Here is a 24,072-nt window from a genome sequence, read left to right as displayed (position 1 = left end):
TTCAGGGGCGGGCCCGGGTAGGGCGATCCGGATCTTGTACTGTAGGGGACGCGCGGCCGTCCGCATCGAGCGGACGGCGCTGGTCAGACTTTAATGCTTACTTGATGACGGTCTTGGCTTCCTTGACCAGGTCCGGCGACAGCGTCACGCCTTGCTTCTGCGCGGCGCCGGTGTTCACGAACAGTTCAAGGTTGCTGCTGGTTTCAGAGGCAATCGCGCCCGGCTTCTCACCCTTCAGGATGCGCACCACGACCTTGCCAGTCTGGTGGCCCAGGTCCAGGTAGTTGATGCCCAGTGCGGCGATGGCGCCACGCTTGACGCTGTCGGTGTCAGCGGCGATCAGCGGGATCTTCGACTCGTTGGCGACCTTCACCAGCGCTTCGTAGGCCGACACCACGTTGTTGTCGGTGTTGGTGTAGATCACGTCGACCTTGCCGGCCAGGCTCTTGGCGGCGGCGCCGATGTCAACCGTACGCGGCGCGGCGGCTTCCTTCAGGGTCATGCCCTGCTTGGCCAGCAGTTCCTTCAGTTCCTTGACCACCACGACCGAGTTGGCTTCGCCCGGGTTGTAGACCATGCCGACGGTCTTCGCATTCGGCACGACACGCTTGATCAGCGCGACCTGCTTGTCCAGCGGCAGCTTGTCCGACACGCCGGTCACGTTGGTGCCCGACGGCGTCCAGCTCTTGACCAGTTGCGCGGCGACCGGATCGGTCACGCCGGAATACACCACCGGTACCGTCTTGGTAGCGGCGACCACGGCCTGGGCCGACGGCGTGGCGATGGCGACGATCGCGTTCGGGTTGTCACCGACGAACTTGCGGGCGATCTGCGCGGCCGTGCCGGTGTTGCCCTGGGCGCTCTGGTATTCCCACTTCAGGTTCTTGTCGGCGTCATAGCCGGCGGCCTTCAGCTCCTCGCGCACGCCGTCGCGGATGGCGTCCAGCGCGGGGTGATCCACGATCGACAGGACCTTGACGGTCTGGGCGTGCACGGCGCCGCCGCACAGCAATGCCAGCGCGACTGCGCCGCCGAGGATGGACTTGGTTGCCTTGAGACCCTTCATATTGATCTGTTCTCCTCCGAGTGACTCGGTTCTGGATGGTACGGCCGCGCACAAGCTTGGTCTCGCTGCCGGGCCGCCACGACACGAGGGCGTGGCTGGCACCTGCCTATGGCGCTCGCGTCACTTCCGGCGGCTGGTGGAAGCGTGCGTCTGCGCAATGGGCAAGACAGCGATAAGCCTGCGAGGATACCACTTCTCGCGCACGAAATGCGAAGTCTTGGAGGGAATGCGGGGCATCCGATGCTGCCGGAGCCCCGTTATTTGCCATCGGGGCGCAGATTATTGCGCCGGATTGCAGATTTGCTTGTGGATTACCCCGATTGCGGCAATCACGTCTTCATGCAATTGCGTTTGCCACGCATCGATGTTTTCGCGTAATTGGTCCAGCGACGTGGCGCCAATGATGGTGCTGGCGGCGAACCAGCGCGAATAGCACCAGGCCAGCGCGAGCGTCGCCGGCGACAATCCGGCCTTGCGTGCCAGTTCGACATAGCGCGCCGATGCGGCCATCGTTTCCTTGCGCATATAGCGCGGGCTCCAGTCGGCGCCGAAGCGCGTCAGGCGTCCGATTGCGGCATCGTTGAAGACCGGGTTTGCCGGGTCGCCGCTCAGGTATTTGCCCGTCAACTGGCCAAAGGCGAGCGGGCTGTAGACCAGCAGGCTCACGTCAGTGCGGTAGCAGGCCTCGTCCAGCCCTTGCTCGAAGCTGCGGTTGACGAGGTTGTACGGGTTCTGGATGGTCGCAATGCGCGGCAACCCGTGCTGCTCGGCCAGGCGTACAAATTCGCTCACGCCCCATGGCGTTTCATTCGAAACGCCGACATAGCGAACCTTGCCGGCCTGCACCAGCTCCGCCAGCGTTTCCAGTTGCGCATGGATGGACGTGCAAGGACGCTCCAGGGCCGGATCGAAGCTGGTCTGGCCGAAGATCGGCGCGTTGCGGGCGGGCCAGTGGATCTGGTACAGGTCGATGTAGTCGGTCTGTAGCCGCTGCAGTGATGCGTCGACCGCCGCACGGATGCCCGCGGGGGTGAAGTCGTCGCCATTGCGGATCCATGGCATCCGGCCCGGGCCGGCTACCTTTGTGGCCAGCACCACGCGGTCGCGCGGCTGGCGCTTGAGCCAGCTGCCGATGATCTGCTCGGTCCGGCTGTAGGTTTCGGCGCGCGGCCTGACCGGGTACATTTCGGCCGTATCGATGAAGTTGATCCCGCGCGAGAACGCGTAGTCGAGCTGGCTGTGGCCTTCGGCTTCGGTGTTCTGCTCGCCGAACGTCATGGTGCCCAGGCAGATGCGGGAGACCTGCAGGTCGCTGCGGCCGAGGCGGACGGTTTCCATGTTGTTCTCCTTGCTGGCTGGCAGAACGGATTCAGGCACGCAGCGCGGCGGCGCAATCGCGTACGAGTGTCGGGCCTCGGTAGATCAGGCCGCTGTAGACCTGGACGAGCTTTGCCCCGGCATCGATTTTCGCGCGGGCGTCCGCGCCGCTGAAAATGCCGCCCACGCCGATGATCGGCACCGCGTCGCCGACGACCTGGCGCAGCGCGCGCACCACGTGCGTCGATTGCTCGAACACCGGCCGGCCGGAGAGCCCGCCGGCTTCTTCCGCGTGCGGCAGGCCCTTCACGGCATCGCGGGAGATCGTGGTATTGGTCGCGATCACGCCGTCGATCTTGTGGCGTACCAGCGCGTCGCCGATATTGCCGATCTGGTCGGCATCGAGATCGGGCGCGATCTTCAGGGCCACCGGCACGTAGCGCTTGTGCTGGTCGGCCAGGCGCTGCTGGGCGGCCTTGAGCGTCGACAGCAGGCTGTCGAGTTCGCTGGCGCCCTGGAGCTGGCGAAGGTTCTTGGTGTTCGGCGACGAGATGTTGACCGTCACGTAACTCGCATGCGGATAGACACGCTCGAGGCAGTACAGATAGTCGTCGGCCGCACGCTCGATCGGCGTGTCGGCGTTCTTGCCGATATTCAGGCCCAGCACGCCGCCTTCAGCCTTCCAGCGTGATGCCTTGACGTTGGCGATAAACGCATCGACACCGCCGTTATTGAAACCCATGCGGTTGATCAGCGCATCGGCCTGCGGCAGGCGGAACATGCGCGGGCGCGGGTTGCCGGGCTGTGCGCGTGGCGTGACCGTGCCCACCTCGATAAAGCCGAAGCCAAACGACGCCAGCCCGTCGATATACGCGCCATCCTTGTCCAGCCCGGCGGCAAGGCCCACGGGGTTCGGAAAACGCACGCCCATCACGGTGCGCGGATCATCGGCGATACGGTTGCCGATACAGCCGCCGAGGCCCAGGCGGTGCGCACGCAGCAGGTTGTTCAGGGTGAAGTGGTGGGCGTCCTCCGCGTCCATCGAAAACAGGGCGGGGCGGAACAGAGGGTAGAGCGCGTTGAGCACGGGGAGGGGCGACCGGGAAACCGGCGCAGAGTGAAAACCAAGCCGGCATTGTAGCGGCTGGGGCGCTTGCCCGCGCGCCGGGAGGGCCTTGCAGGCCTGTCGTCCCGGGCCTATTCCTGGGCGGGTCCGGGGTCGTCCAAGGGCGCGGCCGGCGCGGTGCCGGCCCCTTCGTCCTCGAATGCCTGCCACTGGTTGCCCGTCAGCACCTGCAAAGGACGGAAACGTGCCTTGTAGGCCATTTTCCGGCTTTCGGCGATCCAATAGCCGAGGTAAAGGTGCGGCAGGCCCAGTTCGTGCGTCTGGCGGATTTGCCAGAGGATGTTGTAGGTGCCGTAGCTCGCGTTGCGCTCAAGCGGATCGTAGAACGTGTAGACCGACGACAGGCCGTCATCGAGCACGTCGATCATGCTGACCATGCGCAGCTTGCCGGCCTCGGGCGAACCCGGCGGCTCGCGGAACTCCACGAGTCGCGAGTTCACTCGGCTTTGCAGCAGGAACTGCTCGTACTGGTCGCGGCTGTCCTGGTCCATGCCGCCGCCGGCGTGGCGCATCGACTGGTACAGCAGGTACAGCGCGTAGTGCTCTTCGACATACGTGAGCGGCGCCACCAGCGCTTGCAGATGGCCATGCCGGCGCCAGGCACGGCGCTGGGATCGATCCGGCTCGAACTGGTCCACGAGCACCCGGCACGGCGTGCACGCGTGGCATTCATCGCAGTAGGGACGGTAAGTAAAGATGCCGCTGCGGCGGAACCCGGCTCGCACCAGCCGCGAGTACACATCCGCATTGATCAGGTGGGCCGGCGTCGCCACTTGCGACCGTGCCATGCGGCCATCGAGATAGCTGCAGGCGTAGGGCGCCGTGGCATAGAACTGCAGCGCGGAAAGCGGAAGCTCCTTCAGCTTGCTCATGGCTCAGGACTTGGGGCGGGTGATGCAGCCAGCTTGTCAGACGGCCGGGGCAGCGGGCGTGGCGGTCCACCGCTCCAGCACCGATTTGTCGAACCACCAGGGCGTGATTGCCGGTTGTGCCGAGGCGTTCCGTACATGGGCCAGGAACTCCGCGCGAGCGATCGGGCGCGCGCCAAGCGAGGCCAGGTGATCGGTTTCCTGCTGGCAGTCTATCATCGGCACGCCGTGATTGCCGAGGAACGCGCACAGCGCCGCGAGCGCGATCTTGGAGGCGTCGGTGCGGTGCGCAAACATCGATTCGCCATAGAACATGCGGCCCAGCGCTACGCCATAGAGGCCGCCGACGCGCGTGCCGCGGTACCAGGTCTCCACCGAGTGCGCCATGCCGTTGCTGTGCAGCTCGCCATAGGCCGCGATGATCTCCCGCGTGATCCACGTGCCGTCCTGCCCCTCGCGCGGCGTCAGCGCACAGGCGCGCATCACGGCCAGGAAATCATCGTCGACGCGAATTTCCCAGTCCGGGTCGCGCAGCACGCGGCGCAGTGTCTTGCGGAAAGTGGCGGAAATCTTTAGCGCCTGCGGCGCCAGCACCATGCGTGGATCGGTGCTCCACCACAGCACCGGCTGGCCCACCGAATACCAGGGGAAGATGCCCTGGCGGTATGCCAGCAGCAGGCGCTGGGGCGACAGGTCGCGGCTGGCGGCTAGCAGGCCCGGCGCTTCCGTGGCCGGCCCGAGCGCGCGCTCCACCGGCGGAAACGGATCGTGCGGGTCCAGCCAGGCGATCATGCTGGGGCTGCCGGCGCAGAAGGGGTCAGGGCGTCACCGTCGCCCGGCTGGTCAGCGGGCGCATGGGCTTGTCGATATCCAGGCTGTGCAGCCGGAAACTGCCGTCTTGCAGGCGGCCTGCGGCACGGTCGGCAAAGAAGCAGCGCAACGTGTGGATTACCGTGGGGAAGGCGAGTTCGTCCCACGGTACATCGGCTTCTTCCACGAGCTTCACTTCCAGGCTTTCCTCGCCCGGGGCAACGTCCAGATCGTCCAGCGTGGCCAGGTAGAAAAGATGCACCTGGTGCACGTGCGGCACGTTCAGCATCGAGAACAGCTCGCCCACCTGCACGCGGGCGCCGGCTTCTTCCAGCGTTTCGCGCGAGGCGGCCTGTGCCGTGGTCTCGCCGATCTCCATGAAGCCGGCCGGCAGCGTCCAGAAGCCATAGCGCGGCTCGATCGCTCGCTTGCAGAGCAGGATCTTGTCTTCCCAGACGGGGATCGTACCGACCACGTTGCGGGGATTGACGTAGTGGATGGTGCCGCAATTGTCACAAACACTGCGCGGGCGGTTGTCGCCGTCTGGTACGCGCAGCACGACCGCATGGCCACAGTTCGAGCAGAATTTCATGAGGGGCGTCCGGGAGGAATGGGGCAAAGTGTATCACCGCGCGGCCCGGCTGCCTGAGTGCGGGGCCGCACAGCGTGCGGTGAGGCCCGGAAAGCAAAAAGCCCGCGATTGCGGGCTTTGCGATGAACTGCCAATAAAGCGTTGGCGAATCCGGTTCGACGTATTGATGCGTTTGGTTGCGGGGGCAGGACTTGAACCTGCGACCTTCGGGTTATGAGCCCGACGAGCTGCCAACTGCTCCACCCCGCGTCCGTCGAAGAAAAGATTATAAGGCAACGGCTACCGCGTTGCAACACTCATGTGAAAAAAACTGCATTTGCGTGCCGAGCTGCCTTTCATCACGATTAGACGGCGATGGCGCTACCGAGGTTCAGCCTTCTGCGGACCTTTCGCTTGTGCGCTGCCACAGCGATGCGGCGAACTCGAAGCTGTCACGTTGCTGCAGGTCATCGCGTTGCCAGATCACGCGGTCGCGGCGCACCGTCAGCATCCATGTCGTGGTGGCCAGCGGCAGCGGATGGGCAAACGCACGCGGCGTCATCACGGCGCCGCATGGGCCGTGCCCGGGATCGCGGACCGACGTATAGCGGATCAGGCCGATACCGGCTTCCCGTGCGATGCGGCCAAAGGCCTGGCAGGCCTCATGGCTGTCCGGGTCGGTCCATTGCGCGCTGTCGCGGTCGAACGGCGGCGCGTCCAGGGCCACGCCTTCGGTGCGCACGCTGACCTGGAACAGCGTCTGGGCGCGTGCGTCGATGCGTGGCAGGGCGGGGCTGTCATTGAGGAAGCGCCAGCGCCAGTAGCCAAGCTCGGCACAGGCGGTGCGGATTTCCTCGGCGCCATAGAACACGCCGGGATCCTGCCCGGCGCGGAAGCGCGAGCCCCATGGCGATGGCGGGTAGCGGAACGGCGTGAACAGCAGATAGTGCAGGTGGCGAGCCTCCGCCGGCACGGCAGGCTTGCCGGCGTCGAGGACGGCTTCCAGCACAGCCTGCTCGTCGAGGCTGTCGACCAGCGGCATGGTCGAGACCACATGCTGGGCCTCTACCGCACGCCAGAGGGTGAGCGCGAACGGCTGGCGCTCAGATGCGACCGCGGGTGGCGTCCAGGTAGTGAACGACACGAACGAGGCCTTCCGTAGTGCGGATCATTTCGAGGGGTTTGCCGCCAAGCGCGAGATTTTCGTTGGTCAGCCACAGCCGTGCCTGATCGCCATGCCCGAGGATGGCGTCGAGCGAGCGGAACAAGCGTACGAACAGCACGCCGAATTCCCACTCCTTGCGGTGCTTGTCGAGGATGTACAGGCCGGAAGCCATGCGCGATACGGAGGCCGTGCTGATGCCCAGCACGCTGGCCACGATGGCCTGGCTGATGCCCAGGAACCCGGCCGCGCGCATGACGGCCTTGGTCAGCGTGGTGCCAGGGTCCGGACCGCTGGCGGGTTCTGCCTCCGGAATTCGCCTCGATTGCATCGCCGTTGCTCCTGTTTCTTGAGAAACATTATAGGCGAGTCATTTCAGAAGGGAAGTGCGAGATGCGGGAAGTCGGCCCGCGAACCGCACGGGCCGGCGGGCATGGCCGGGCCAAAGAGGGGTCAGTAAGTCTCGATGTGCAACCGGCCTTCGGCCTTCATGGTGGCCTCCAGTTCCGGCCACGACAGGCCTGACGCGGCGCAGACATCGCCGAAGGCTGCCAGCACGCCTTCTTCCATGCCTTTCAGGCCGCAGATGTAGACATGGCCATGCGGATCGGACAGTAGGGCGGTCACGCCGGTGGACGCCTCGCGGATCGCGTCCTGCACATAGCGGCGCGGCACCTCGGCATCGCGCGAGAACGCGAAATGGATGTCGAGGAAATCCTTGGGCAGTTTCAGCAGCGGGCCGAAGTACGGCAGTTCCCGTGCATTGCGCGCTCCGAAGAACAGCATGCGGCGCCCGCCGAAGTGCTCCATATTGCGCCGCATGCGCTCGGTCATCGCGCGCATGGGAGCCGAGCCCGTGCCGGTGCAGATCATCATGATGCTGGCTTCACGGTGATTGGGCATCAGGAACGTGGTGCCGAATGGCCCGACCACCTGCACGGTATCGCCCTTGGCCAGGTCGCACAGGAAATTCGATGCCACGCCGCGCACCGGATTGCCGTCGTGGTCTTCCTCGACGCGTTTCACCGTCAGTGCGAGATTGTTGTAGCCAGGCCGTTCTCCGTCGCGCGGGCTGGCAATCGAGTACATGCGGATGTAGTGCGGCTTGCCGGCTGCGTCTGTGCCGGGCGGCACGATGCCGATGGCCTGGCCTTCCAGCACCGGGAAGAAGTGCGTGCCGAAGTCCAGCACGATGTGGTGGATGTCGCTGGATGCATCGTCAGCGGTCAGCCTGTAGTTGCCGGCCACGGTAGCCGTCATTGGCGCCCGCACGCCGTGCAGGTTGACATACGGATGGGCTGCTGACCATGGCGCGCGCGCTGACGTGTGGCGGCTCGTTTCCACGGCTTGTACCGTTACACCGCCTTCAGCGGCGGCTGTGGCGGTGTCTGCGCGCAGGGCTTCGTCCGTGCCGGCTGCATCGAGTTCCGCTGCAGGCAGCGGTATCTCGGCCGGCAGTTCGTCCCACAGCAGCTGTTCCTCGATCGGATAGGCCTGGCCCCTCAGCATGGTGCGCCAGTTGTCGATGGCGCCGGTTGGGCATGGCGACAGGCAGGCGTTGCACGCGTTGCAGACGTCGGCCTTCACCACATAGTTGCGGTCGTCATGGGTGATCGCGTCGATCGGGCACGTGTCTTCGCAGGTATTGCAGCGAATGCAGATTTCCGGATCGATCAGGTGCTGCTTGATGATTTCGGGGGCGCCCATGGTATGTCTCCATGTGGGGCGGGGCCAGTTTCGGCCCCGGGGCTACAGTCCTGTCTTTCTTGTGGTGGCGGCTATTCAGTTGAAGCGCACGTACTCGAAATCCATTGGCTGGCGGTTGACGCCAACAGCCGGCGGCGCGATCCAGTTGGCGTACTTGCCAGGCTCCGTCACGCGGCCCATCAGCGACGCGACATAGGCGCGGTCTTCTTCCGTGGCCAGCCAGTTGCGCTCGTTGGCTTGCCACTGTGCTTCGGTCAGGAGCTCGCCGGTCGGCGACACATGCACATTCGACAGCGTGCCGATCTTGCGATTGAAGGCCTTGTGCGGCACCGTCAGCTTGAATGGGATGCCATGCTTCTCGATCACCTTGTTCCAGCGCGCCACTCCGCCGATCGAATCGCGGATGTAGTCGTCGCGCAGCACTTCGTTGAGCGCATTGAGCATCGGCACTTCGCGCTCGCCAAGGTGGCCGTCGCGCACTTCGAGCACGCGATAGACGTCGTTCTTGAGCATATGGTCGTCCGTGCGCTTGCCTTCCTCGAAGCGGCCCTTGAGTCCGGCGCTGTAGAACGTGGCGGCATTGGACGACTGGTCCGCGCCGAACAGGTCGATGGTGACGCTGTAGTGAAAGTTCAGGTAGCGCTGGATGGTCTCCAGGTCGATCACGCCGGCAGCGCGCACATCGGCCGGGTCACGGATATCGCGCTCACGCATGACTTCGCACGTACGCTGGATCACGCGCGACACGCCCGATTCGCCGACGAACATGTGGTGCGCTTCCTCGGTCAGCATGAAGCGCGTGGTGCGTGCGAGCGGATCGAAGCCTGATTCGGCCAGCGCGCAGAGCTGGAACTTGCCGTCGCGGTCGGTGAAGTACGTGAACATGAAGAACGACAGCCAGTCCGGCGTGCGTTCGTTGAAGGCGCCGAGGATGCGCGGATTGTCCTGATCGCCGGAGCGACGATCCAGCAGCGCCTCGGCTTCCTCGCGCCCGTCGCGGCCGAAATAGCGGTGCAGCAGATACACCATGGCCCACAGGTGACGGCCTTCCTCCACGTTCACCTGGAACAGGTTGCGCAGATCATAGAGGCTCGGGGCGGTCAGACCGAGGTGGCGCTGCTGCTCGACCGATGCCGGCTCCGTGTCGCCCTGCGTGACGATGATGCGGCGCAGGTTGGCACGGTGCTCGCCGGGCACGTCCTGCCACGCGGCTTCGCCCTTGTGCTCGCCAAAATGGATCTGGCGCGCCGGATCGGCCGGTTGCAGGAAGATGCCCCAGCGGTAGTCCGGCATCTTCACGTGCTCGAAATGCGCCCAGCCCGACGGGTCGACCGACACCGCCGTGCGCAGGTACACGTCAAAGTTGTGCGAGCCCTCCGGCCCCATGTCGCGCCACCAGTCCAGGAACGCCGGCTGCCAGTGCTCCAGTGCGCGCTGCAGCGCGCGGTCGTCCGCCAGGTTGACGTTGTTCGGGATCTTCTGGCTGTAGTCGATGCTCACGGGTGTCTCCTTGTGGGGTCGTTATGGCGTCAGACGCGGTTCCAGTCGAAGCGGGGCTTGTTGCCGCTCCCGAAAACCTTGAGCGCGCCGTTCTCGCCCACCGCGTTGGGGCGGTTGAAGATCCAGTTCTGCCATGCCGTCAGGCGTCCGAAGATCCGGGTTTCCATGGTCTCGCCGGGGCCGAAGCGCAGGTTTGCTTCAAGGCCGGTGAGGGCATCGGGAGACAGGCTGGCGCGTTCTTCCACCGCAATGCGGATCTCGTCTTCCCAGTCCATGTCGTCGGGCGCGGCGGTAATCAGGCTCAGTGAATCGGCGCTCAGTGCATCGAGCGGTTGGCCGATGTGTTCGCGTGCCGCGGTAATGGCAGCTTCGTCCTCATAGAAGCGCGCGGCCAGCCGCGACAGGCCGTTGGGCATCGGGTAGCGGCCGAAGTTGGCTTCGCTGAGGAAGACGCGTGGTGCGTCGTCAGGTGCGTCGGGCAGGTGCAGCATGTAGCTGCGGTCCGCCGCCAGCGCCAGTTCCAGCAACGTGCCGGCAAAGCAGGAATCCTGTTCGATCAGCGCGAACAGGCTGCGCGAGGACACATCGAGCCGCGCAAGCGTGCGGCGCAGCATGCCAATGGTTTCGCGCACGAACCAGTGGCTGGCATGCGTTTCCATCAACGCATCGGCGGCCAGCACGGCGGCCGGGTCGCCGTCGGTCTTCATGATCCACATGCCGATATCGAGATGGTTTGTGCGCAGCGTCAGGATCGCATCATCGAGTTCGCGCGCCATCTTGAGCGGCCACCATTGCGCGCCCGCCGAGACAACGCCCGCGAGGTCCGTGGGCTGATGGCGGTCCGGGCCGAATACGGTGATGGTGGCCTTGCGAGCGGCGCGGTCGAAATGGACGCGCACCGTGTCATAGCGGTAGCCGTCTTCCTCGACGGTGCGCGACAGCGGCGTGAGTTCGATGCCGTGGTGGTTCTGCGGGCGATCGCTGGTGGCGGCCAGCGCGGCCGCGCGCTCGGCAATGTATTCGGTAAAGCGCGCGGGTTTGACCACGTCGTCGACGAGCTTCCAGTCCTTGGCGCGCTGCCCGCGCACGCCTTCGGTCGTGGTGCAGAAAATATCGGCATGGTCGCGGCGCACGCGGCGCTTGTCGGTCACACGCGTCAGGCCGCCGGTGCCGGGCAGCACGCCGAGCAGCGGCACTTCCGGCAGGCTCACGGCTGACGAGCGATCGTCGACCAGCACAATTTCGTCGCAGGCCAGGGCAAGCTCATAGCCGCCGCCGGCTGTGGTGCCGTTGCACGCCGCGATGAACTTGAGGCCCGAATGGCGGCTGGCGTCTTCGATGCCGTTGCGCGTCTCGTTGGTGAACTTGCAGAAGTTCACCTTCCACGCGTGCGTCGACTGGCCGAGCATGAAGATATTGGCGCCCGAGCAGAAGATGCGGTCGCGTGCGCTGGTCATCACCACCGTGCGCACTTCCGGGTGCTCGAAACGGATGCGCTGCAGGGCGTCATGCAGTTCAATGTCGACGCCGAGGTCATAGGAGTTCAGCTTCAGCGTGTAGCCCGGCCGCAGGCCGCCTTCTTCGTCGACATCCATCGCCAGCGTGGCGACCGGGCCGTCAAATGTGAGCTTCCAGTGGCGGTATTGCTCGGGGTGGCGTTCGAATGTGACGGGTTCAGCGGCTTGAGTGGGGGCGGTGGCCGGCGCGGACATGGCTGTCTCCTTGATGCACTATAGTGCCTTGCGGCTTTCGATGAAATATAGTGCATGGATGCGGGCGGTGCAATACCTTTCTGCGCGCCGTGCGGAGGGCGCCCGAACTCAGGCCGTGACGTGGGAAATCTGGGCGCGCAGGGCCTGCAGCGAAGTGTGGGCGTCCTGGCCGCTGGTATCGAGTGCCAGGTCGGCGCGGGCATACAGCGGGGTGCGTGCCTGCAGGATGCGGCGCAGGTCCGTCATGGCTTCGCGGTTGCCCTGCATCGGGCGCATGTCGCCTTGGGCAACCACGCGGGCCATGTGTTCTTCGGGCGACGTCTTGACCCAGATCGTGTAGCAGCGCGACAGCAGCAGGTTGAAGGTGCCCGGTTCGGAGACCAGACTGCCTGGCGTTGCGAGGACCATGTTGTCGTGCTCGCGCAGCACGCGTTCAAGCGCGCGCATCTCGTAGCGCCGGTACGCGGCCTGGCCGTAGAGCGAGTGGATCTCGGACAGGCTCGCGCCGGCTTCCTGTTCGATCACATTGTTGAGCTCGACGAACGGCATGTCCTCGGCCGCCGCCAGTGCACGGCCCAGCGTCGATTTGCCCGCGCCGCGCAAGCCGATCAGCGCAATGCGGCGATGGCGCGCATCGCGCGATTCCGCGGGTGCCAGCGCATGGCGGCAGGCATCACGCACGCGTGCGAGGTCGCCCGCAGGCAGTTGCGCAAGCCACTGCACAAGCTGTGCAAACTCGGTGGCCTGCTGGCCATTGAGGCCTTCCACTTCCGCCAGCACGACCGGCAGCGGTACATCGAGCGCGCGCGCCACCTGACGCAGCAGCAGCACCGACGCATTGCCCGTGCCGGTTTCCAGGTTGGCCAGGTAGCGTTCCGAGACGTCGGCGCCGCGCGCCAGGTCCTTGCGCGACATGCCGCGTGCCGCACGCAGCGAGCGGATGCGTTCCCCCAGTTGCGTGAGATAGGGATCGCGTTCGCCGTTGGCGCCGCCGGCGGCGGCATCGGGCGGGGAGTGCGGTTCGGGGTCTCGGCGCATGGCGGACAGGTGTATCGGGCGATTCGGGCGTTGAGGCCGGCCTTTGTGCGGTATCTGGCCGGAAAAGGGGCGAATTATAAGGGAGTTCCACGGGACAGCCGCCCGTGCGGTGTCATATAGTGCATCTACTAACTTGCATGATAGGCGATATGAAATAAAATGCATCAACAAGCCGATGCGGTCGCCTGTCCGCACCGGCATTCCAAGAGCGACCGGCCTGACGCCGCCGCGCTGCCGGTTTTCCTGCCGGCGGCGGGGCGACACCAAGGAGTGGAGACATGACGCCCCCCAATACCGCTGCCGGTTCGCCGGCGGGTGCAGCGCTTTCGTCCGGAACTGCCGAAGCCGATATCACCGCGCTGCCCGCCCGGTACAACGCCGCCGCTGACCTGCTCGGTCGCAACCTTGCTGCGGGCCGCGGCGACAAAATTGCCTATGTCGACGACACGGGCTCGCTGACCTTCTCCGAACTCGATGCGCGCGCTCGCCGCTTTGCCGCGGCGCTGCATGATGCCGGCTTTCGGCGCGAAGAACGTCTGCTGCTGTGCGCGTTCGATACCATCGACTTTCCAACCGTATTCCTCGGCTGCCTGCTTGCGGGCGTGGTGCCGGTCGCGGTGAACACGCTGCTCACGGCCGACGACTACGCGTACATGCTCCAGCACAGTGGTGCGCGTGCCGTGGTGGTGTCTGAGGCGCTGCTTCCCCTCATGAAGACCGCGGTCGCCAGCAGCGGCCTGTCGCCGGTGGTCATTCAGGCAGCCCCGTACAAGGATGCGGCGCCAAGCTGCAGCGTGGAGGCAGTGATCTCGCGCACGCGCTCGGCTGCGCCGGTGATCGACACCGGGCCTGACGACATGGCGTTCTGGCTCTATTCATCGGGCTCGACGGGCCGCCCCAAGGGCACGGTGCATACGCACGGCAACCTGTTCCATACCGCTGACCTGTACGCGCGGCGCGTGCTCGGCATGCGTGAAGACGATGTGGTGTTCTCGGCGGCGAAGCTATTCTTTGCCTATGGACTCGGCAATGCGCTGACGTTTCCGATGTTCGTGGGCGCCACCACGGTACTGATGGCGGAACGTCCCACGCCGGCCGCGGTGTTCCGGCGGCTGTGCGAACACCGTCCCACCGTGTTTTGCGGGGTGCCGACGCTGTTTGCAGGCATGCTCGCCGCGCCGGAACTGCCGCCGCGCAGCGACGTGGCGATGCGCGTCTGCACCTCGGCCGGCGAGGCCTTGCCGAGGGATATCGGCGAACGGTTCTTCGCCCATTTCGGCTGCGACATTCTCGATGGCATCGGCTCCACCGAAATGCTGCACATCTTTTTGTCGAACCGGCCCGGCGACGTACGCTATGGCACGACGGGCAAGCCGGTGCCCGGCTATGAACTGAAGCTGCTCGACGAACTCGGCGAGCCCACCAAGCCAGGCGAGATCGGCGACCTGTACATCAAAGGGCCATCGGCAGCGCTGATGTACTGGTGCAACCGCGACAAGAGCCGCGATACCTTCGTCGGCGCCTGGACGCGCAGTGGCGACAAGTACCTGCAGGATGCGGACGGCTACTATATCTACGCCGGGCGCAGCGATGACATGCTGAAAGTGGGCGGCATCTATGTCTCGCCGTTCGAGGTAGAGGCTGCGCTCGCCCTGCACCCGTCCGTGCTTGAGGCTGCGGTGATCGGCGTGGCCGATGCCGACGAACTCGTCAAGCCGAAAGCCTTCGTCGTGATGCGGCCGGGGCAGCAGTGGCATGCGGGTATGGCTGCCGAGTTGCAGGCCTTCGTCAAGTCGCGGCTTGCGCCGTACAAGTATCCGCGGCAGATCGAATGCGTGGAGGAGTTGCCGAAGACCGCTACGGGCAAGATCCAGCGCTTCCGCCTGCGCCAGCGCGAAGAAGCGGCGCGCCAGGCCGCCACGGCCCACGCCAATGCCTGACGACAGGATCGGCATGCGTAGCGATTGGGTAGACATTCCGTTCGACGGCCGGTGTATCCGGATCGAATACCAGTGGCTGCGCCCGGAGCGAGCGCAGCGTCCGCTGGTCGTGTTCCTGCACGAAGGGCTCGGCTCGGTCAGCATGTGGCGCGATTTTCCGCGCAGCTTCTGCGAGGCCGGTGACTTTCGCGGACTGGTGTTTTCGCGCTATGGCTACGGGCGTTCTACCTCGCGGCCGCACGATGAAAAGTGGGGCGTCGATTTCATGCACCGGCAGGCGCGCGAGGCATTGCCGGCATTGTTCGAAGCCCTGGAGATCGGCGCGGATAGCAGTCATGGAAAGCCATGGCTGTTCGGTCACAGCGACGGGGGCTCGATTGCGTTGATCCACGCCGCGAGCTTTCCCGATTCCGTCGATGGCATCACCGTGCTGGCGCCCCATATCCTCGTCGAAGACGTGTCCGTGCAGAGCATTGCGGCCACGCGCCGGGCCTACCTGGAAACCGATTTGCGCAGCCGCCTGGCGCGCTACCACGACGACGTGGATTCAGCGTTCTGGGGCTGGAACGATATCTGGCTCGATCCCGCTTTCCGCCAGTGGGACCTGCATGCGCTGCTGCCGCAACTGCGCTGTCCGGTGCTGGCCGTGCAGGGCGAGAACGACGAGTACGGGACCATGGCCCAGATCGAGGGTATCCATCGATATGCCCCGCAAACCGCCTTGCTTAAACTCGCGCCGTGCGGCCATTCGCCACATCGCGACCAGCCGGAGCCGTTGACGCAGGCAGCGGTACGGTTTATAAACGCACATACTTCATACCTAAAATAATTCGTTGCCCGCCCCCTGTGTTCGCATCCGGACACGCTCCGAACCCTGGGGGCAGGGACCGATCACGGTTTCGCAACAGGCAAACCGCCGGCTTGACCACCAGGAGACATCATGCACCGCTTCACATCGCGCAGGCTCGCGCCTGCCTGCCTTGCCGTTGCTGCAATGCTTGCCGCCACCGGGGCCGTCCAGGCGCAGAGCGCGCAGGGCGGGAAGATCAAGGTAGGGTTCATGCTGCCCTATACGGGCACGTATGCGGCGCTGGGCACGGCGATCGAGAACGGTTTCCGCATGTATGTGCAGCAGCAGGGCGGCAAGCTTGGCGGGCGCGACATCGAGTACTTCAAGGTCGACGATGAATCGGATCCCGCCAAGGCGCCCGAGAATGCCACCAAGCTGATCAAGCGCGACCAGGTCGATGTGGTGGTGGGCACCGTGCATTCGGGCGTGCAGATGGGCATCGTCAAGGTGGCCAAAGAAAACAACACGCTGCTGATCATCCCGAATGCCGGCGTGGATGAGGCCACTGGCCCGCTGTGCGGTCCGAATATCTTCCGCTCGTCGTTCTCGAACTGGCAGCCCGGCTACGCCATGGGCCACGTGCTGGCCGACCGCGGCATGAAGAAGGTCGTCACGCTGACCTGGAAATACGCAGCGGGCGAGCAATCGGTGAAGGGCTTCAAGGAAGCCTTCGAAAGCAAGGGCGGCAAGGTGGTGAAGGAGCTGAGCCTGCCGTTCCCGAACGTGGAGTTCCAGGCGCTGATCACGGAAGTGGCTGCGCTCAAGCCGGACGCCGTGTTCGTGTTCTTCGCGGGCGGCGGTGCGGTCAAGTTCGTCAAGGACTGGGCCGGCGCTGGGCTCAAGGACAAGATCCCGCTCTATGGCTCGGGCTTCCTCACGGACGGCACGCTCGAGGCGCAGGGCAATGCCGCACAGGGCCTGGAAACCACGCTGCACTATGCGGACGGCCTGAGCAACGCACGCGACAAGACCTTCCGACTGGACTACGCCAAGACGTACAAGCTGCAGCCGGACGTCTATGCGGTGCAGGGCTACGACGCCGCGCAGTTGCTGGCCGCCGGCGCGAATGCGGTGAAGGGCGACATGTCGCGCAAGGCCGACGTCTACAAGGCCATGGAATCCGCCAAGGTGGACAGCCCGCGCGGTGCCTTCACGCTGTCCAAGGCGCACAACCCGGTGCAGGATTTCTACCTGCGCAAGGTGGACGGCCGCGAGAACAAGGTGAGCACCGTGGCGGTGAAGGCGCTGGCCGATCCGGCGCGCGGCTGCCGGCTGTAACGCTGCGGTTTGCTTCCCTCTCCCGCTTGCGGGAGAGGGGCGGGGGAGAGGGCAGGAGCCTCCACGAAGTAAAGGTGCTCGCATCGTGCAAACGCCTGCCCTCTCCCTCAACCCCTCTCCCGCGCGCAGGAGAGGGGAGCTTGCCACCGGCTTGCGTGGCGCTCTCGGTTCTGTTTGATGCATTGCCCGCATGGACATCGTCTCCTTCCTGATCCAGTGCCTGAACAGCGTGCAGTACGGGCTGCTGCTGTTCCTCGTGGCCAGCGGCCTGACGCTGATCTTCGGCATCATGGGCGTCATCAACCTGGCACATGGCAGCTTCTACATGCTTGGTGCCTACCTGGCGTTCACGCTGGCGAGCCTGACGGGCAACCTGCTCATCGCGTTGCCGCTCGGCATCGTGCTGGCCGTGGCGTTCGGCTATGTGCTCGAGTGGGCGTTCTTCAGCTTCCTTTATGAGCGCGACCACCTGCAGCAGGTGCTGATGACCTACGGCCTGATCCTGGTGTTCGAGGAATTGCGCAGCATCCTGGTTGGTGACGACGTGCACGGTGTGCCGATTCCCGCGTTTCTCGACGGTGCGCTGCCGATCGGCAACGACATGACCTATCCGGTCTATCGCCTGTGCATCTCGGCGGTGTGCCTGCTGGTGGCAGCGGGCATGTACTACGTGATCCGCCGCACGCGGCTCGGCATGATGATCCGTGCCGGCGCGACCAACCGCGAAATGGTGCAGTCGCTCGGCATCAACGTGACGGTGCTCTACCGGGTGGTGTTCGCACTTGGCGTGGCGCTGGCCGTGCTGGCGGGCATGATTGCCGCGCCGGTGTCGTCGGTGTACCCGGGCATGGGCGCGCAGGTGCTGATCGTTTGCTTCGTGGTGGTGGTGATCGGCGGCATCGGTTCGGTGAAGGGCGCACTGGTGGCGTCGCTGTTGCTCGGCTTTGTCGATACCTTTGGCAAGGTGTTCTGGCAGGAAGCGTCGGGCGTGCTGATCTACCTCCTGATGGCGGTGATCCTGTTGTGGAAGCCGCAAGGCCTGTTCAAGGCGGGTTGACATGGATACCAAGCATTCCCTGGCGCCTTCGCATGGCAATGCGCGCGTCGCTTTCGCGTGGCTCGTGGCATTTGCCGTGCTGGCCAGCCTGCCACTGCTGCTGACCGCCGACAGCCACAAGTTCTATATCGAGCTGCTGAGCAAGGTCATGATCATGGCCATCTTCGCGCTCTCGCTGCAGCTGCTGATCGGCTATACCGGGCTGGTGAGCCTGGGCCACGCCGCTTACTTTGCGGCTGCGGCCTATGCCACGGCGATCCTGGCACCGGAATCCGGGCCCGGCAACGGCTGGCTGCTGCTCGCCGGCGCGCTGGGCGCGGCGGCGGCACTCGCCGTGCTGGTCGGCATGCTGGTGCTGCGCACACGCGGCGTGTACTTCATCATGGTGACGCTGGCATTCGCGCAGATGGTGTACTTCGTGTTCCACGACACCAAGATCGCCGGTGGCAGCGACGGCACCTACATCTACTTCCGCCCTGAATTTCCCGTGCCCGGCCCGCAGCAACTCACGGTCAACGATCCGAGCCATTTTTACTGGATGGTCTGGGCCGCCATGGGCGTGACAGTGGTCGTGCTGGCACTGCTGTTGCGTTCGCGCTTCGGTCACGCGCTGGTGGGTATCCGCCATAACGAGCAGCGCATGCGCGCGGCAGGCTACGCCACGTACCGCTACCAGCTCGGCGCCTTTGTCGCGGGCGGCATGCTGGCCGGCCTGGCGGGGTTCCTGTACGCGATCCAGTTCGGCTTCGTGAATCCGGAGATCGCGTCGTGGCACCAGTCGGGCAACGCCATGCTGATGGTCATCCTGGGCGGCGTGGGCAGTCTGGCGGGCGCGGTGCTCGGTGCGTTTTCCTTCGTGCTGCTGGCCGAATGGTTCAGCACCATGACCAAGCACTGGCAGTTGCTGATGGGCGGCTTCATCATCATTGCGGTGGCGCTGTTGCCGCGCGGGTTGGTGAGCCTGCCGGCAGTGCTGCGGCAGAAGCATGGCGCTTCGGGGGCGCGCAATGGCGGCACGGCTGGCGATGACGACGACACGGCGCAGGACGCGGGCAGCAAAGGCCGCAGCGCGCGCAACACGGAGGCCGCATGAATACACCGATATTGCAGGCCACGGGACTGACGCGGCGTTTCGGCGGCCTGACCGCAGTGGCGGGCGTGGACCTGTCGCTGGGATTGCACGAGATCCATGCGGTGATCGGCACGAACGGCGCGGGCAAGTCCACGCTGATCAACATGCTGTCCGGCGAACTGCCGCCGTCGGAGGGGCACCTTCACCTGCAGGGACGCGACGTGACCGGCTGGTCCCAGCCGCGGCTGGCACGGCACGGCATTGGCCGTAGCTACCAGCGCAACAACATCTTCCTGCCGCTGACCGTGCGCGAGAACTGCCGGCTCGCGGCGCAATCGCGTGCGCAGCGCGCATGGCGGCTGTGGGAAGGCGCGCGCAATTGCCGCATGAGCGGCGCGCTGGCCGATGAGGCGATGGAACGCGCGGGTCTGGCCGCGCATGCGGGGCGACTGGCCAGCGAGCTTGCGCACGGCCAGAAGCGCCAGCTCGAAGTGGCGATGTGCCTGGCCACGCAACCGGTGGCGCTGTTGTTGGACGAGCCGCTCGCGGGCATGGGGGCAGAGGAATCGTCGCGCATGCTCGGGCTGCTGCGCGGCCTGCGCGAAGGCCACGCGATCCTGCTGGTCGAGCACGATATGGATGCCGTGTTCTCGGTAGCCGATCGCATCACGGTGATGGTCAATGGGGCCGTCATCGCCAGCGGCACGCCGGATGAGATCCGCACCAACCGCGAAGTGCAGCTCGCCTACCTGGGCGAGGCCGAAGACGGCGGGGTGCCGGTATGACCACTACCATGATCGAAGCCAGCGGTATCAATGCCTGGTACGGCTCCAGCCATGTCCTTCGCGACGTGGAGTTTCGCGTCGGCACGGGCGAGACCGTGGGGCTGCTCGGGCGCAATGGCATGGGCAAGAGCACGCTGCTGAGAACGCTGCTCGGCCATGTGCGCCAGCGCAGCGGCAATATCCGCGTAGCGGGGCGCGATGTCTCGCGTGCACAGCCCTTCGAAGTCGCGCGCCTCGGCGTCGCTTATGTGCCGGAAGGGCGCGGCGTGTTTCCCAACCTTTCGGTGCGCGAGAACCTCCTCATGGCGGCGCGCAAGGGCTGCAACGGCCGCCACGACTGGGACGAAGCGCGCGTGCTCGACCTGTTCCCTCGGCTCAAGGAGCGCCTGGGCCACGGCGGCCAGCAGCTTTCCGGCGGCGAGCAGCAGATGCTGTCGATCGGCCGCGCGCTGATGACCAATCCGGACTGCCTGGTGCTCGATGAAGCGACCGAGGGCCTGGCGCCACGGATCGTGCGCGAGATCTGGGAGGTCATTGCCACGGTCCGCGCCACCGGCATCGCCTCCGTGGTGGTGGATCGCAACTTCCGCTCGGTGCTCGCCCATGCGGATCGCGTGGTCGTGCTCGAAAAGGGCCGCGTCGTCCTGACTGGCCCGGCTGCCGACCTTGCCGCCAAGCCCGAAGCGCTGGACCGCTACCTGGGCGTGTAAGGCGCCACCCAAAAAGAGCCTGATGCGCACTTTTTGTGGCGGCATCGCAACGTCGTGCCGACGGCGGCGCCGACGCTGCGATTTGGCGGCGGGACTTGACCATCCGCCACTTCCCTCCCATGCTTGATGCGTTCCGCCTGCGGTATTGGTGGCATCGTCAGTGGCCGGCGGGGCACAGTTCCTCTAGAATTGCGCCCAATTGTGCATTGCAATAGAACATCAGAAGAGGGAGGCGGCCAATCCGATGGCTGCTGTGTCTGGCCGGGTTTCGGGAGATCGATCTCTCCTCCGCGAACCGGTCCTCAAGACCAGAATTCATGACCACCCAATCCGCGACCACCACCACCAGCCACTACTTTGTCGAGAACCCGAGCACGCGCGCGCTGGTGATCGGCGCCATCGGTGTCGTCTTCGGCGACATCGGCACCAGCCCGCTGTATGCGCTCAAGGAGTGCTTCAGCAAGGAGCACGGCATCCCGTTCAGCCCCGACGCCGTCCTGGGGATCATCTCGCTGCTGTTCTGGGCCATGATCATCGTGGTCTCGATCAAGTACGTCGTGTTCGTGATGCGTGCGGACAACAACGGCGAAGGCGGGGTGCTGGCGCTGATGGCGCTGGTACTGCGCACGGCGGCGCCACGCTCGCGCTGGGCCAAGGTGCTGATGATGCTGGGCATCTTCGGCGCATGCATGTTCTATGGCGATGCGGTGATTACGCCAGCCATCTCGGTGCTGTCGGCGGTCGAGGGCCTGGAAATTGCCGCGCCACAACTCTCGCGGTTCGTGATACCGATCACGCTGGTCATTCTGATCGCACTGTTCCTGATCCAGCGTAGCGGCACCTCGGCGGTGGGCAAGCTGTTCGGCCCCGTCATGGTGGTCTGGTTCGTGACGCTTGGGCTGCTTGGCGTCTACAACCTGATGCAGGCGCCTGAAATCCTGAAGGCCTTCAACCCGTACTACGGCATTTCGTTCCTGATCGAGCATGCGCTGCAGGCCTTCATCGTGCTGGGCTCGGTGTTCCTGGTGCTGACAGGGGCCGAGGCGCTCTACGTCGACATGGGCCACTTCGGCGCGCGCCCGATCCGCTACGGATGGTTCGTGCTGGTGATGCCGTGCCTGATGCTGAACTACTTCGGCCAGGGCGCGATGCTGCTGACGAACCCAGCCGGTGCCGAGAATCCGTTCTACCTGATGGTGCCGGAACCGCTGCTGATCCCGATGGTGCTGCTGGCGACCTGCGCCACGGTCATCGCCTCGCAGGCGGTCATCTCGGGCGCGTTTTCGCTGACCAGCCAGGCCATCCAGCTCGGCTTCGTGCCGCGCATGCGCGTGCGCTACACCTCGGCGGCCGAGATCGGGCAGATCTACCTGCCGGTCATCAACTGGATCCTGCTGGTGCTGGTGGTGGCCGTGGTGATCTCGTTCAAGAAGTCGGAGAACCTGGCGGCGGCCTATGGCATTGCCGTGACCACGACCATGGTGATCACCACGTTCCTCGCGGCCGTGGTGATGCGCAACGTCTGGAAGTGGAACCCGGCGCTCGTGACGCTGCTCGGCTTGTCGTTCCTGCTGGTGGACCTGGCATTCTTCGCGGCGAACCTGCTGAAGGTCGCCGAAGGCGGCTGGTTCCCCCTGCTGCTCGGCAGCTCGGCATTCTTCCTGCTGATGACGTGGTACAGCGGCCGCAAGCTGCTGCGTGCGCGCAGCCTCGAAGACGGCATTCCGCTGGAGCCGTTCATTGCCGGCCTGCTCGCACACCCGCCGCATCGCGTGGAGGGCACGGCCGTGTTCCTGACCGGCAATACCGAGTCGGTGCCGGTGTCGCTGCTGCACAACCTCAAGCACAACCGTGTGCTGCATGAGCGGGTGGTCTTCCTGAGCTTTGTTACGCGCGATATTCCGTATGTCGACGATGAGCAACGCCTGAGCTGCAAGGATCTCGGCGGCGGTGTGTTCATCCTGAAGTCGGATTACGGCTTCAAGGAAACGCCGGACGTGCACAAGGTACTGGACCTCGCGCAGCGCAAGCTGGGCATGCATTTCGAGCTGATGGAGACCTCGTTCTTCATCGCGCGCGAATCGGTGATCCCGTCCAAGCTGCCGGGCATGTCGATGTGGCGCGAAAGCTTGTTTGCGTGGATGCATCAGAACGGCGCCAAGCCATCGGACTTCTTCCAGATTCCGGCCAACCGCGTGGTCGAGCTCGGCACGAAGGTCGAAATCTGACAAGCCCGTGCAGGCAGCACGAAGCCCCCGCCAGGTGCAAACCTGCGGGGGCTTTGTCTTTGGGGCCGGTTCACGCGGCCATGGCGGGTGACGGCTGGCCGGTCGCGGGCATCGCGTACATGAGCGGCGCCATGGCGGCCTCGATGCGCGCGGCCTGCGCGGCATTGATCATGTCGCCGAGCAGCTTGCCGAAGCGCGGCTCGAGCACGCCGGTGACGATATACGTCCAGCGGTAGGCCTTGAGCACAAGTTCGCGCACTTGCATGGCCTGTGCCGAGTCCTGCGGCTTGCGGGTCACGCGCAGGAAGTACTCCGCATCGGCACTGGCCTGCGCTTGCAGGATTTCATCCATGCCCGACACCAGCGCGATCAGGTCGTCGATCGCGGCATCGCGCTCGACGGCCGAGATGCGCAGGTCTTCGCGCTTCTTCGGGGCGTCTGTCCCGGAATTCCCGGGCAAGACAGCCCAGCCGGCAGCGAACCGGGACACGCGCCTCATGCGGGCACGTGCCCGGCAGCCCGACAATGCAATCCACCGCTTGTCCAGGTCCGCCGCTTGCCGCCGGGCCTGGCACGGCAGTCTTGCGCCCTGGCGCCGCTACGATGGGATGGCGGAAGGCGGGCGCGGACCTCGGCCAAGGCACGGCAAAGGCGATCTCGTGCGGCCCCGCATTGAAGGCGCTCATCGAGCGAGATCGCCTGCACACGGCCATGCCACGCCGCGGCGCTGAGCCAGGCGGTCCGGCAGGCCATGTTGGAGTCATCCATGCGTATGAACCTTGCCAAGACCATGCTTGCCGCTGCCGCACTCGTCGCCGGGCTTTGCAGCATGGCCCGCGCCGACGTGCGTGGCGAAGCCCCACGGGCAACTGCCGCTGCAGGCCATAACGGCCCGCGCGATCCTTTCACCGATGGCGCCCGCGGCGCAGCACAGGCCGATATGCAGAGTCAGGCCGTCATCGCTCGTCAGGGCATGTCCGTGTGCGCGGTCGACGGCTCGGGCGCTGACCAGGGCGCAATGCGCATGGGCAAGCCTGATCCCTACACCGACGGCAGCCGGCAGGGCGGCCGCTATGACCCGTTTACCGACGGCGCGCGTACGCAGCCCGGTGAAGGGCGTGGCGGCGCATGCCTGACCGCCGGGCCTGCGCAGGAGGCCCTGCACGCGTAGTCCCAGGCACGGCCCCCCTGGGGCATCCTTCTCATCTCGCCAGCTAAGGCTGCACCGCGCAGCATGTGCGCCATGACCGCCACGTGCACCGCGCTGGCGCAGG

Annotated in this window: 22 protein-coding genes and 1 tRNA gene; 9 read left to right on the top strand and 14 right to left on the bottom strand. The window is 65.4% G+C overall.

Annotated features, from left to right (window positions below):
• Positions 1-97: 97 nt before the first annotated feature.
• The 13 genes from KHO41_RS09665 to KHO41_RS09605 all read right to left on the bottom strand — a co-directional run bounded on the left by KHO41_RS09665 (position 98) and on the right by KHO41_RS09605 (position 12,878).
• Positions 98-1,066, bottom strand: coding sequence for an ABC transporter substrate-binding protein (locus tag KHO41_RS09665; protein ID WP_211953058.1), 969 nt, complete (start codon positions 1,064-1,066; stop codon positions 98-100).
• Between the two features lie 279 nt (positions 1,067-1,345).
• Positions 1,346-2,404 (bottom strand): aldo/keto reductase, encoded by a 1,059-nt coding sequence (locus KHO41_RS09660; protein WP_211953057.1) that lies wholly within the window; start codon positions 2,402-2,404, stop codon positions 1,346-1,348.
• 31 nt (positions 2,405-2,435) lie between these two features.
• Positions 2,436-3,470 (bottom strand): quinone-dependent dihydroorotate dehydrogenase, encoded by a 1,035-nt coding sequence (locus KHO41_RS09655; RefSeq protein WP_211953056.1) that lies wholly within the window; start codon positions 3,468-3,470, stop codon positions 2,436-2,438.
• Between the two features lie 110 nt (positions 3,471-3,580).
• Complete coding sequence (locus KHO41_RS09650) at positions 3,581-4,381, bottom strand: arginyltransferase (protein ID WP_211953055.1); 801 nt, start codon at positions 4,379-4,381, stop codon at positions 3,581-3,583.
• Between the two features lie 36 nt (positions 4,382-4,417).
• Positions 4,418-5,170: a leucyl/phenylalanyl-tRNA--protein transferase gene (gene aat / locus KHO41_RS09645; RefSeq protein WP_211953054.1), complete on the bottom strand. Its 753-nt coding sequence runs from the start codon at positions 5,168-5,170 to the stop codon at positions 4,418-4,420.
• Positions 5,171-5,195: 25 nt separating this feature from the next.
• Positions 5,196-5,780: an NUDIX hydrolase gene (locus KHO41_RS09640; protein ID WP_211953053.1), complete on the bottom strand. Its 585-nt coding sequence runs from the start codon at positions 5,778-5,780 to the stop codon at positions 5,196-5,198.
• A gap of 173 nt (positions 5,781-5,953) precedes the next feature.
• Positions 5,954-6,029: transfer RNA gene (locus tag KHO41_RS09635), tRNA-Met, on the bottom strand.
• Between the two features lie 121 nt (positions 6,030-6,150).
• On the bottom strand, positions 6,151-6,903 hold the full coding sequence (locus KHO41_RS09630) for an RES family NAD+ phosphorylase (protein ID WP_211953052.1): 753 nt from the start codon (positions 6,901-6,903) through the stop codon (positions 6,151-6,153).
• Positions 6,863-7,252, bottom strand: coding sequence for an MbcA/ParS/Xre antitoxin family protein (locus KHO41_RS09625; protein ID WP_211953051.1), 390 nt, complete (start codon positions 7,250-7,252; stop codon positions 6,863-6,865). Before KHO41_RS09625 ends, KHO41_RS09630 begins: the two co-directional genes overlap by 41 nt.
• A 122-nt stretch (positions 7,253-7,374) precedes the next feature.
• On the bottom strand, positions 7,375-8,628 hold the full coding sequence (gene boxA / locus KHO41_RS09620; protein WP_211953050.1) for a benzoyl-CoA 2,3-epoxidase subunit BoxA: 1,254 nt from the start codon (positions 8,626-8,628) through the stop codon (positions 7,375-7,377).
• A gap of 75 nt (positions 8,629-8,703) precedes the next feature.
• Positions 8,704-10,128 carry a benzoyl-CoA 2,3-epoxidase subunit BoxB gene (gene boxB, locus KHO41_RS09615; protein WP_211953049.1) on the bottom strand — a complete coding sequence of 475 codons (1,425 nt, stop codon included), beginning with the start codon at positions 10,126-10,128 and terminating at the stop codon, positions 8,704-8,706.
• Between the two features lie 29 nt (positions 10,129-10,157).
• Positions 10,158-11,840, bottom strand: coding sequence for a 2,3-epoxybenzoyl-CoA dihydrolase (boxC, locus tag KHO41_RS09610; RefSeq protein ID WP_211953048.1), 1,683 nt, complete (start codon positions 11,838-11,840; stop codon positions 10,158-10,160).
• A 108-nt stretch (positions 11,841-11,948) separates the two neighbouring features.
• Complete coding sequence (locus KHO41_RS09605; protein ID WP_211953047.1) at positions 11,949-12,878, bottom strand: helix-turn-helix transcriptional regulator; 930 nt, start codon at positions 12,876-12,878, stop codon at positions 11,949-11,951.
• Between the two features lie 278 nt (positions 12,879-13,156).
• Between KHO41_RS09605 and KHO41_RS09600 the strand changes: the two genes are divergently transcribed.
• The 8 genes from KHO41_RS09600 to KHO41_RS09565 all read left to right on the top strand — a co-directional run bounded on the left by KHO41_RS09600 (position 13,157) and on the right by KHO41_RS09565 (position 22,798).
• On the top strand, positions 13,157-14,818 hold the full coding sequence (locus tag KHO41_RS09600; protein WP_211953046.1) for a benzoate-CoA ligase family protein: 1,662 nt from the start codon (positions 13,157-13,159) through the stop codon (positions 14,816-14,818).
• 13 nt (positions 14,819-14,831) lie between these two features.
• Positions 14,832-15,647, top strand: a complete 816-nt coding sequence (locus KHO41_RS09595) for an alpha/beta fold hydrolase (RefSeq protein ID WP_211953045.1) — start codon at positions 14,832-14,834, stop codon at positions 15,645-15,647.
• Positions 15,648-15,758: 111 nt separating this feature from the next.
• Positions 15,759-16,946 carry an ABC transporter substrate-binding protein gene (locus tag KHO41_RS09590; RefSeq protein ID WP_211953044.1) on the top strand — a complete coding sequence of 396 codons (1,188 nt, stop codon included), beginning with the start codon at positions 15,759-15,761 and terminating at the stop codon, positions 16,944-16,946.
• A 190-nt stretch (positions 16,947-17,136) separates the two neighbouring features.
• The gene (locus tag KHO41_RS09585; RefSeq protein WP_211953043.1) at positions 17,137-18,003 is read left to right on the top strand and encodes a branched-chain amino acid ABC transporter permease; all 867 of its coding nucleotides are present in this window, start codon (positions 17,137-17,139) and stop codon (positions 18,001-18,003) included.
• 1 nt (position 18,004) lies between these two features.
• Positions 18,005-19,096 carry a branched-chain amino acid ABC transporter permease gene (locus KHO41_RS09580; protein WP_211953042.1) on the top strand — a complete coding sequence of 364 codons (1,092 nt, stop codon included), beginning with the start codon at positions 18,005-18,007 and terminating at the stop codon, positions 19,094-19,096.
• Positions 19,093-19,860 (top strand): ABC transporter ATP-binding protein, encoded by a 768-nt coding sequence (locus KHO41_RS09575; RefSeq protein WP_211953041.1) that lies wholly within the window; start codon positions 19,093-19,095, stop codon positions 19,858-19,860. Before KHO41_RS09580 ends, KHO41_RS09575 begins: the two co-directional genes overlap by 4 nt.
• Positions 19,857-20,570, top strand: a complete 714-nt coding sequence (locus KHO41_RS09570) for an ABC transporter ATP-binding protein (RefSeq protein WP_211953040.1) — start codon at positions 19,857-19,859, stop codon at positions 20,568-20,570. The genes KHO41_RS09575 and KHO41_RS09570 overlap by 4 nt, the downstream gene beginning before the upstream one ends.
• Positions 20,571-20,887: 317 nt before the next feature.
• Complete coding sequence (locus KHO41_RS09565) at positions 20,888-22,798, top strand: potassium transporter Kup (protein ID WP_211953039.1); 1,911 nt, start codon at positions 20,888-20,890, stop codon at positions 22,796-22,798.
• A gap of 70 nt (positions 22,799-22,868) precedes the next feature.
• On the opposite strand, the gene KHO41_RS09560 is transcribed toward KHO41_RS09565, so the two are convergent.
• Complete coding sequence (locus KHO41_RS09560; RefSeq protein ID WP_211953038.1) at positions 22,869-23,288, bottom strand: hypothetical protein; 420 nt, start codon at positions 23,286-23,288, stop codon at positions 22,869-22,871.
• Between the two features lie 276 nt (positions 23,289-23,564).
• Here KHO41_RS09560 and KHO41_RS09555 point away from each other — a divergent pair, with 276 nt between their 5' ends.
• Positions 23,565-23,969, top strand: a complete 405-nt coding sequence (locus KHO41_RS09555; RefSeq protein ID WP_244873763.1) for a hypothetical protein — start codon at positions 23,565-23,567, stop codon at positions 23,967-23,969.
• The last annotated feature ends 103 nt before the right edge of the window (positions 23,970-24,072 follow it).

The organism is Cupriavidus numazuensis, assembly GCF_905397435.1.
Taxonomy (GTDB): domain Bacteria; phylum Pseudomonadota; class Gammaproteobacteria; order Burkholderiales; family Burkholderiaceae; genus Cupriavidus; species Cupriavidus numazuensis.
This window is presented reverse-complemented; position numbering and strand designations above follow the sequence as displayed.

Excerpts from the sequence above, each read along its gene's own strand:
- KHO41_RS09665 (WP_211953058.1), bottom strand. The coding sequence starts at position 1,066 with ATGAAGGGTCTCAAGGCAACCAAGTCCATCCTCGGCGGCGCAGTCGCG.
- KHO41_RS09660 (WP_211953057.1), bottom strand. The coding sequence starts at position 2,404 with ATGGAAACCGTCCGCCTCGGCCGCAGCGACCTGCAGGTCTCCCGCATC.
- KHO41_RS09650 (WP_211953055.1), bottom strand. The coding sequence starts at position 4,381 with ATGAGCAAGCTGAAGGAGCTTCCGCTTTCCGCGCTGCAGTTCTATGCC.
- aat (WP_211953054.1), bottom strand. The coding sequence starts at position 5,170 with ATGATCGCCTGGCTGGACCCGCACGATCCGTTTCCGCCGGTGGAGCGC.
- KHO41_RS09640 (WP_211953053.1), bottom strand. The coding sequence starts at position 5,780 with ATGAAATTCTGCTCGAACTGTGGCCATGCGGTCGTGCTGCGCGTACCA.
- KHO41_RS09625 (WP_211953051.1), bottom strand. The coding sequence starts at position 7,252 with ATGCAATCGAGGCGAATTCCGGAGGCAGAACCCGCCAGCGGTCCGGAC.
- boxA (WP_211953050.1), bottom strand. The coding sequence starts at position 8,628 with ATGGGCGCCCCCGAAATCATCAAGCAGCACCTGATCGATCCGGAAATC.
- boxC (WP_211953048.1), bottom strand. The coding sequence starts at position 11,840 with ATGTCCGCGCCGGCCACCGCCCCCACTCAAGCCGCTGAACCCGTCACA.
- KHO41_RS09605 (WP_211953047.1), bottom strand. The coding sequence starts at position 12,878 with ATGCGCCGAGACCCCGAACCGCACTCCCCGCCCGATGCCGCCGCCGGC.
- KHO41_RS09600 (WP_211953046.1), top strand. The coding sequence starts at position 13,157 with ATGACGCCCCCCAATACCGCTGCCGGTTCGCCGGCGGGTGCAGCGCTT.
- KHO41_RS09595 (WP_211953045.1), top strand. The coding sequence starts at position 14,832 with ATGCGTAGCGATTGGGTAGACATTCCGTTCGACGGCCGGTGTATCCGG.
- KHO41_RS09590 (WP_211953044.1), top strand. The coding sequence starts at position 15,759 with ATGCACCGCTTCACATCGCGCAGGCTCGCGCCTGCCTGCCTTGCCGTT.
- KHO41_RS09585 (WP_211953043.1), top strand. The coding sequence starts at position 17,137 with ATGGACATCGTCTCCTTCCTGATCCAGTGCCTGAACAGCGTGCAGTAC.
- KHO41_RS09580 (WP_211953042.1), top strand. The coding sequence starts at position 18,005 with ATGGATACCAAGCATTCCCTGGCGCCTTCGCATGGCAATGCGCGCGTC.
- KHO41_RS09575 (WP_211953041.1), top strand. The coding sequence starts at position 19,093 with ATGAATACACCGATATTGCAGGCCACGGGACTGACGCGGCGTTTCGGC.
- KHO41_RS09570 (WP_211953040.1), top strand. The coding sequence starts at position 19,857 with ATGACCACTACCATGATCGAAGCCAGCGGTATCAATGCCTGGTACGGC.
- KHO41_RS09565 (WP_211953039.1), top strand. The coding sequence starts at position 20,888 with ATGACCACCCAATCCGCGACCACCACCACCAGCCACTACTTTGTCGAG.
- KHO41_RS09555 (WP_244873763.1), top strand. The coding sequence starts at position 23,565 with ATGCGTATGAACCTTGCCAAGACCATGCTTGCCGCTGCCGCACTCGTC.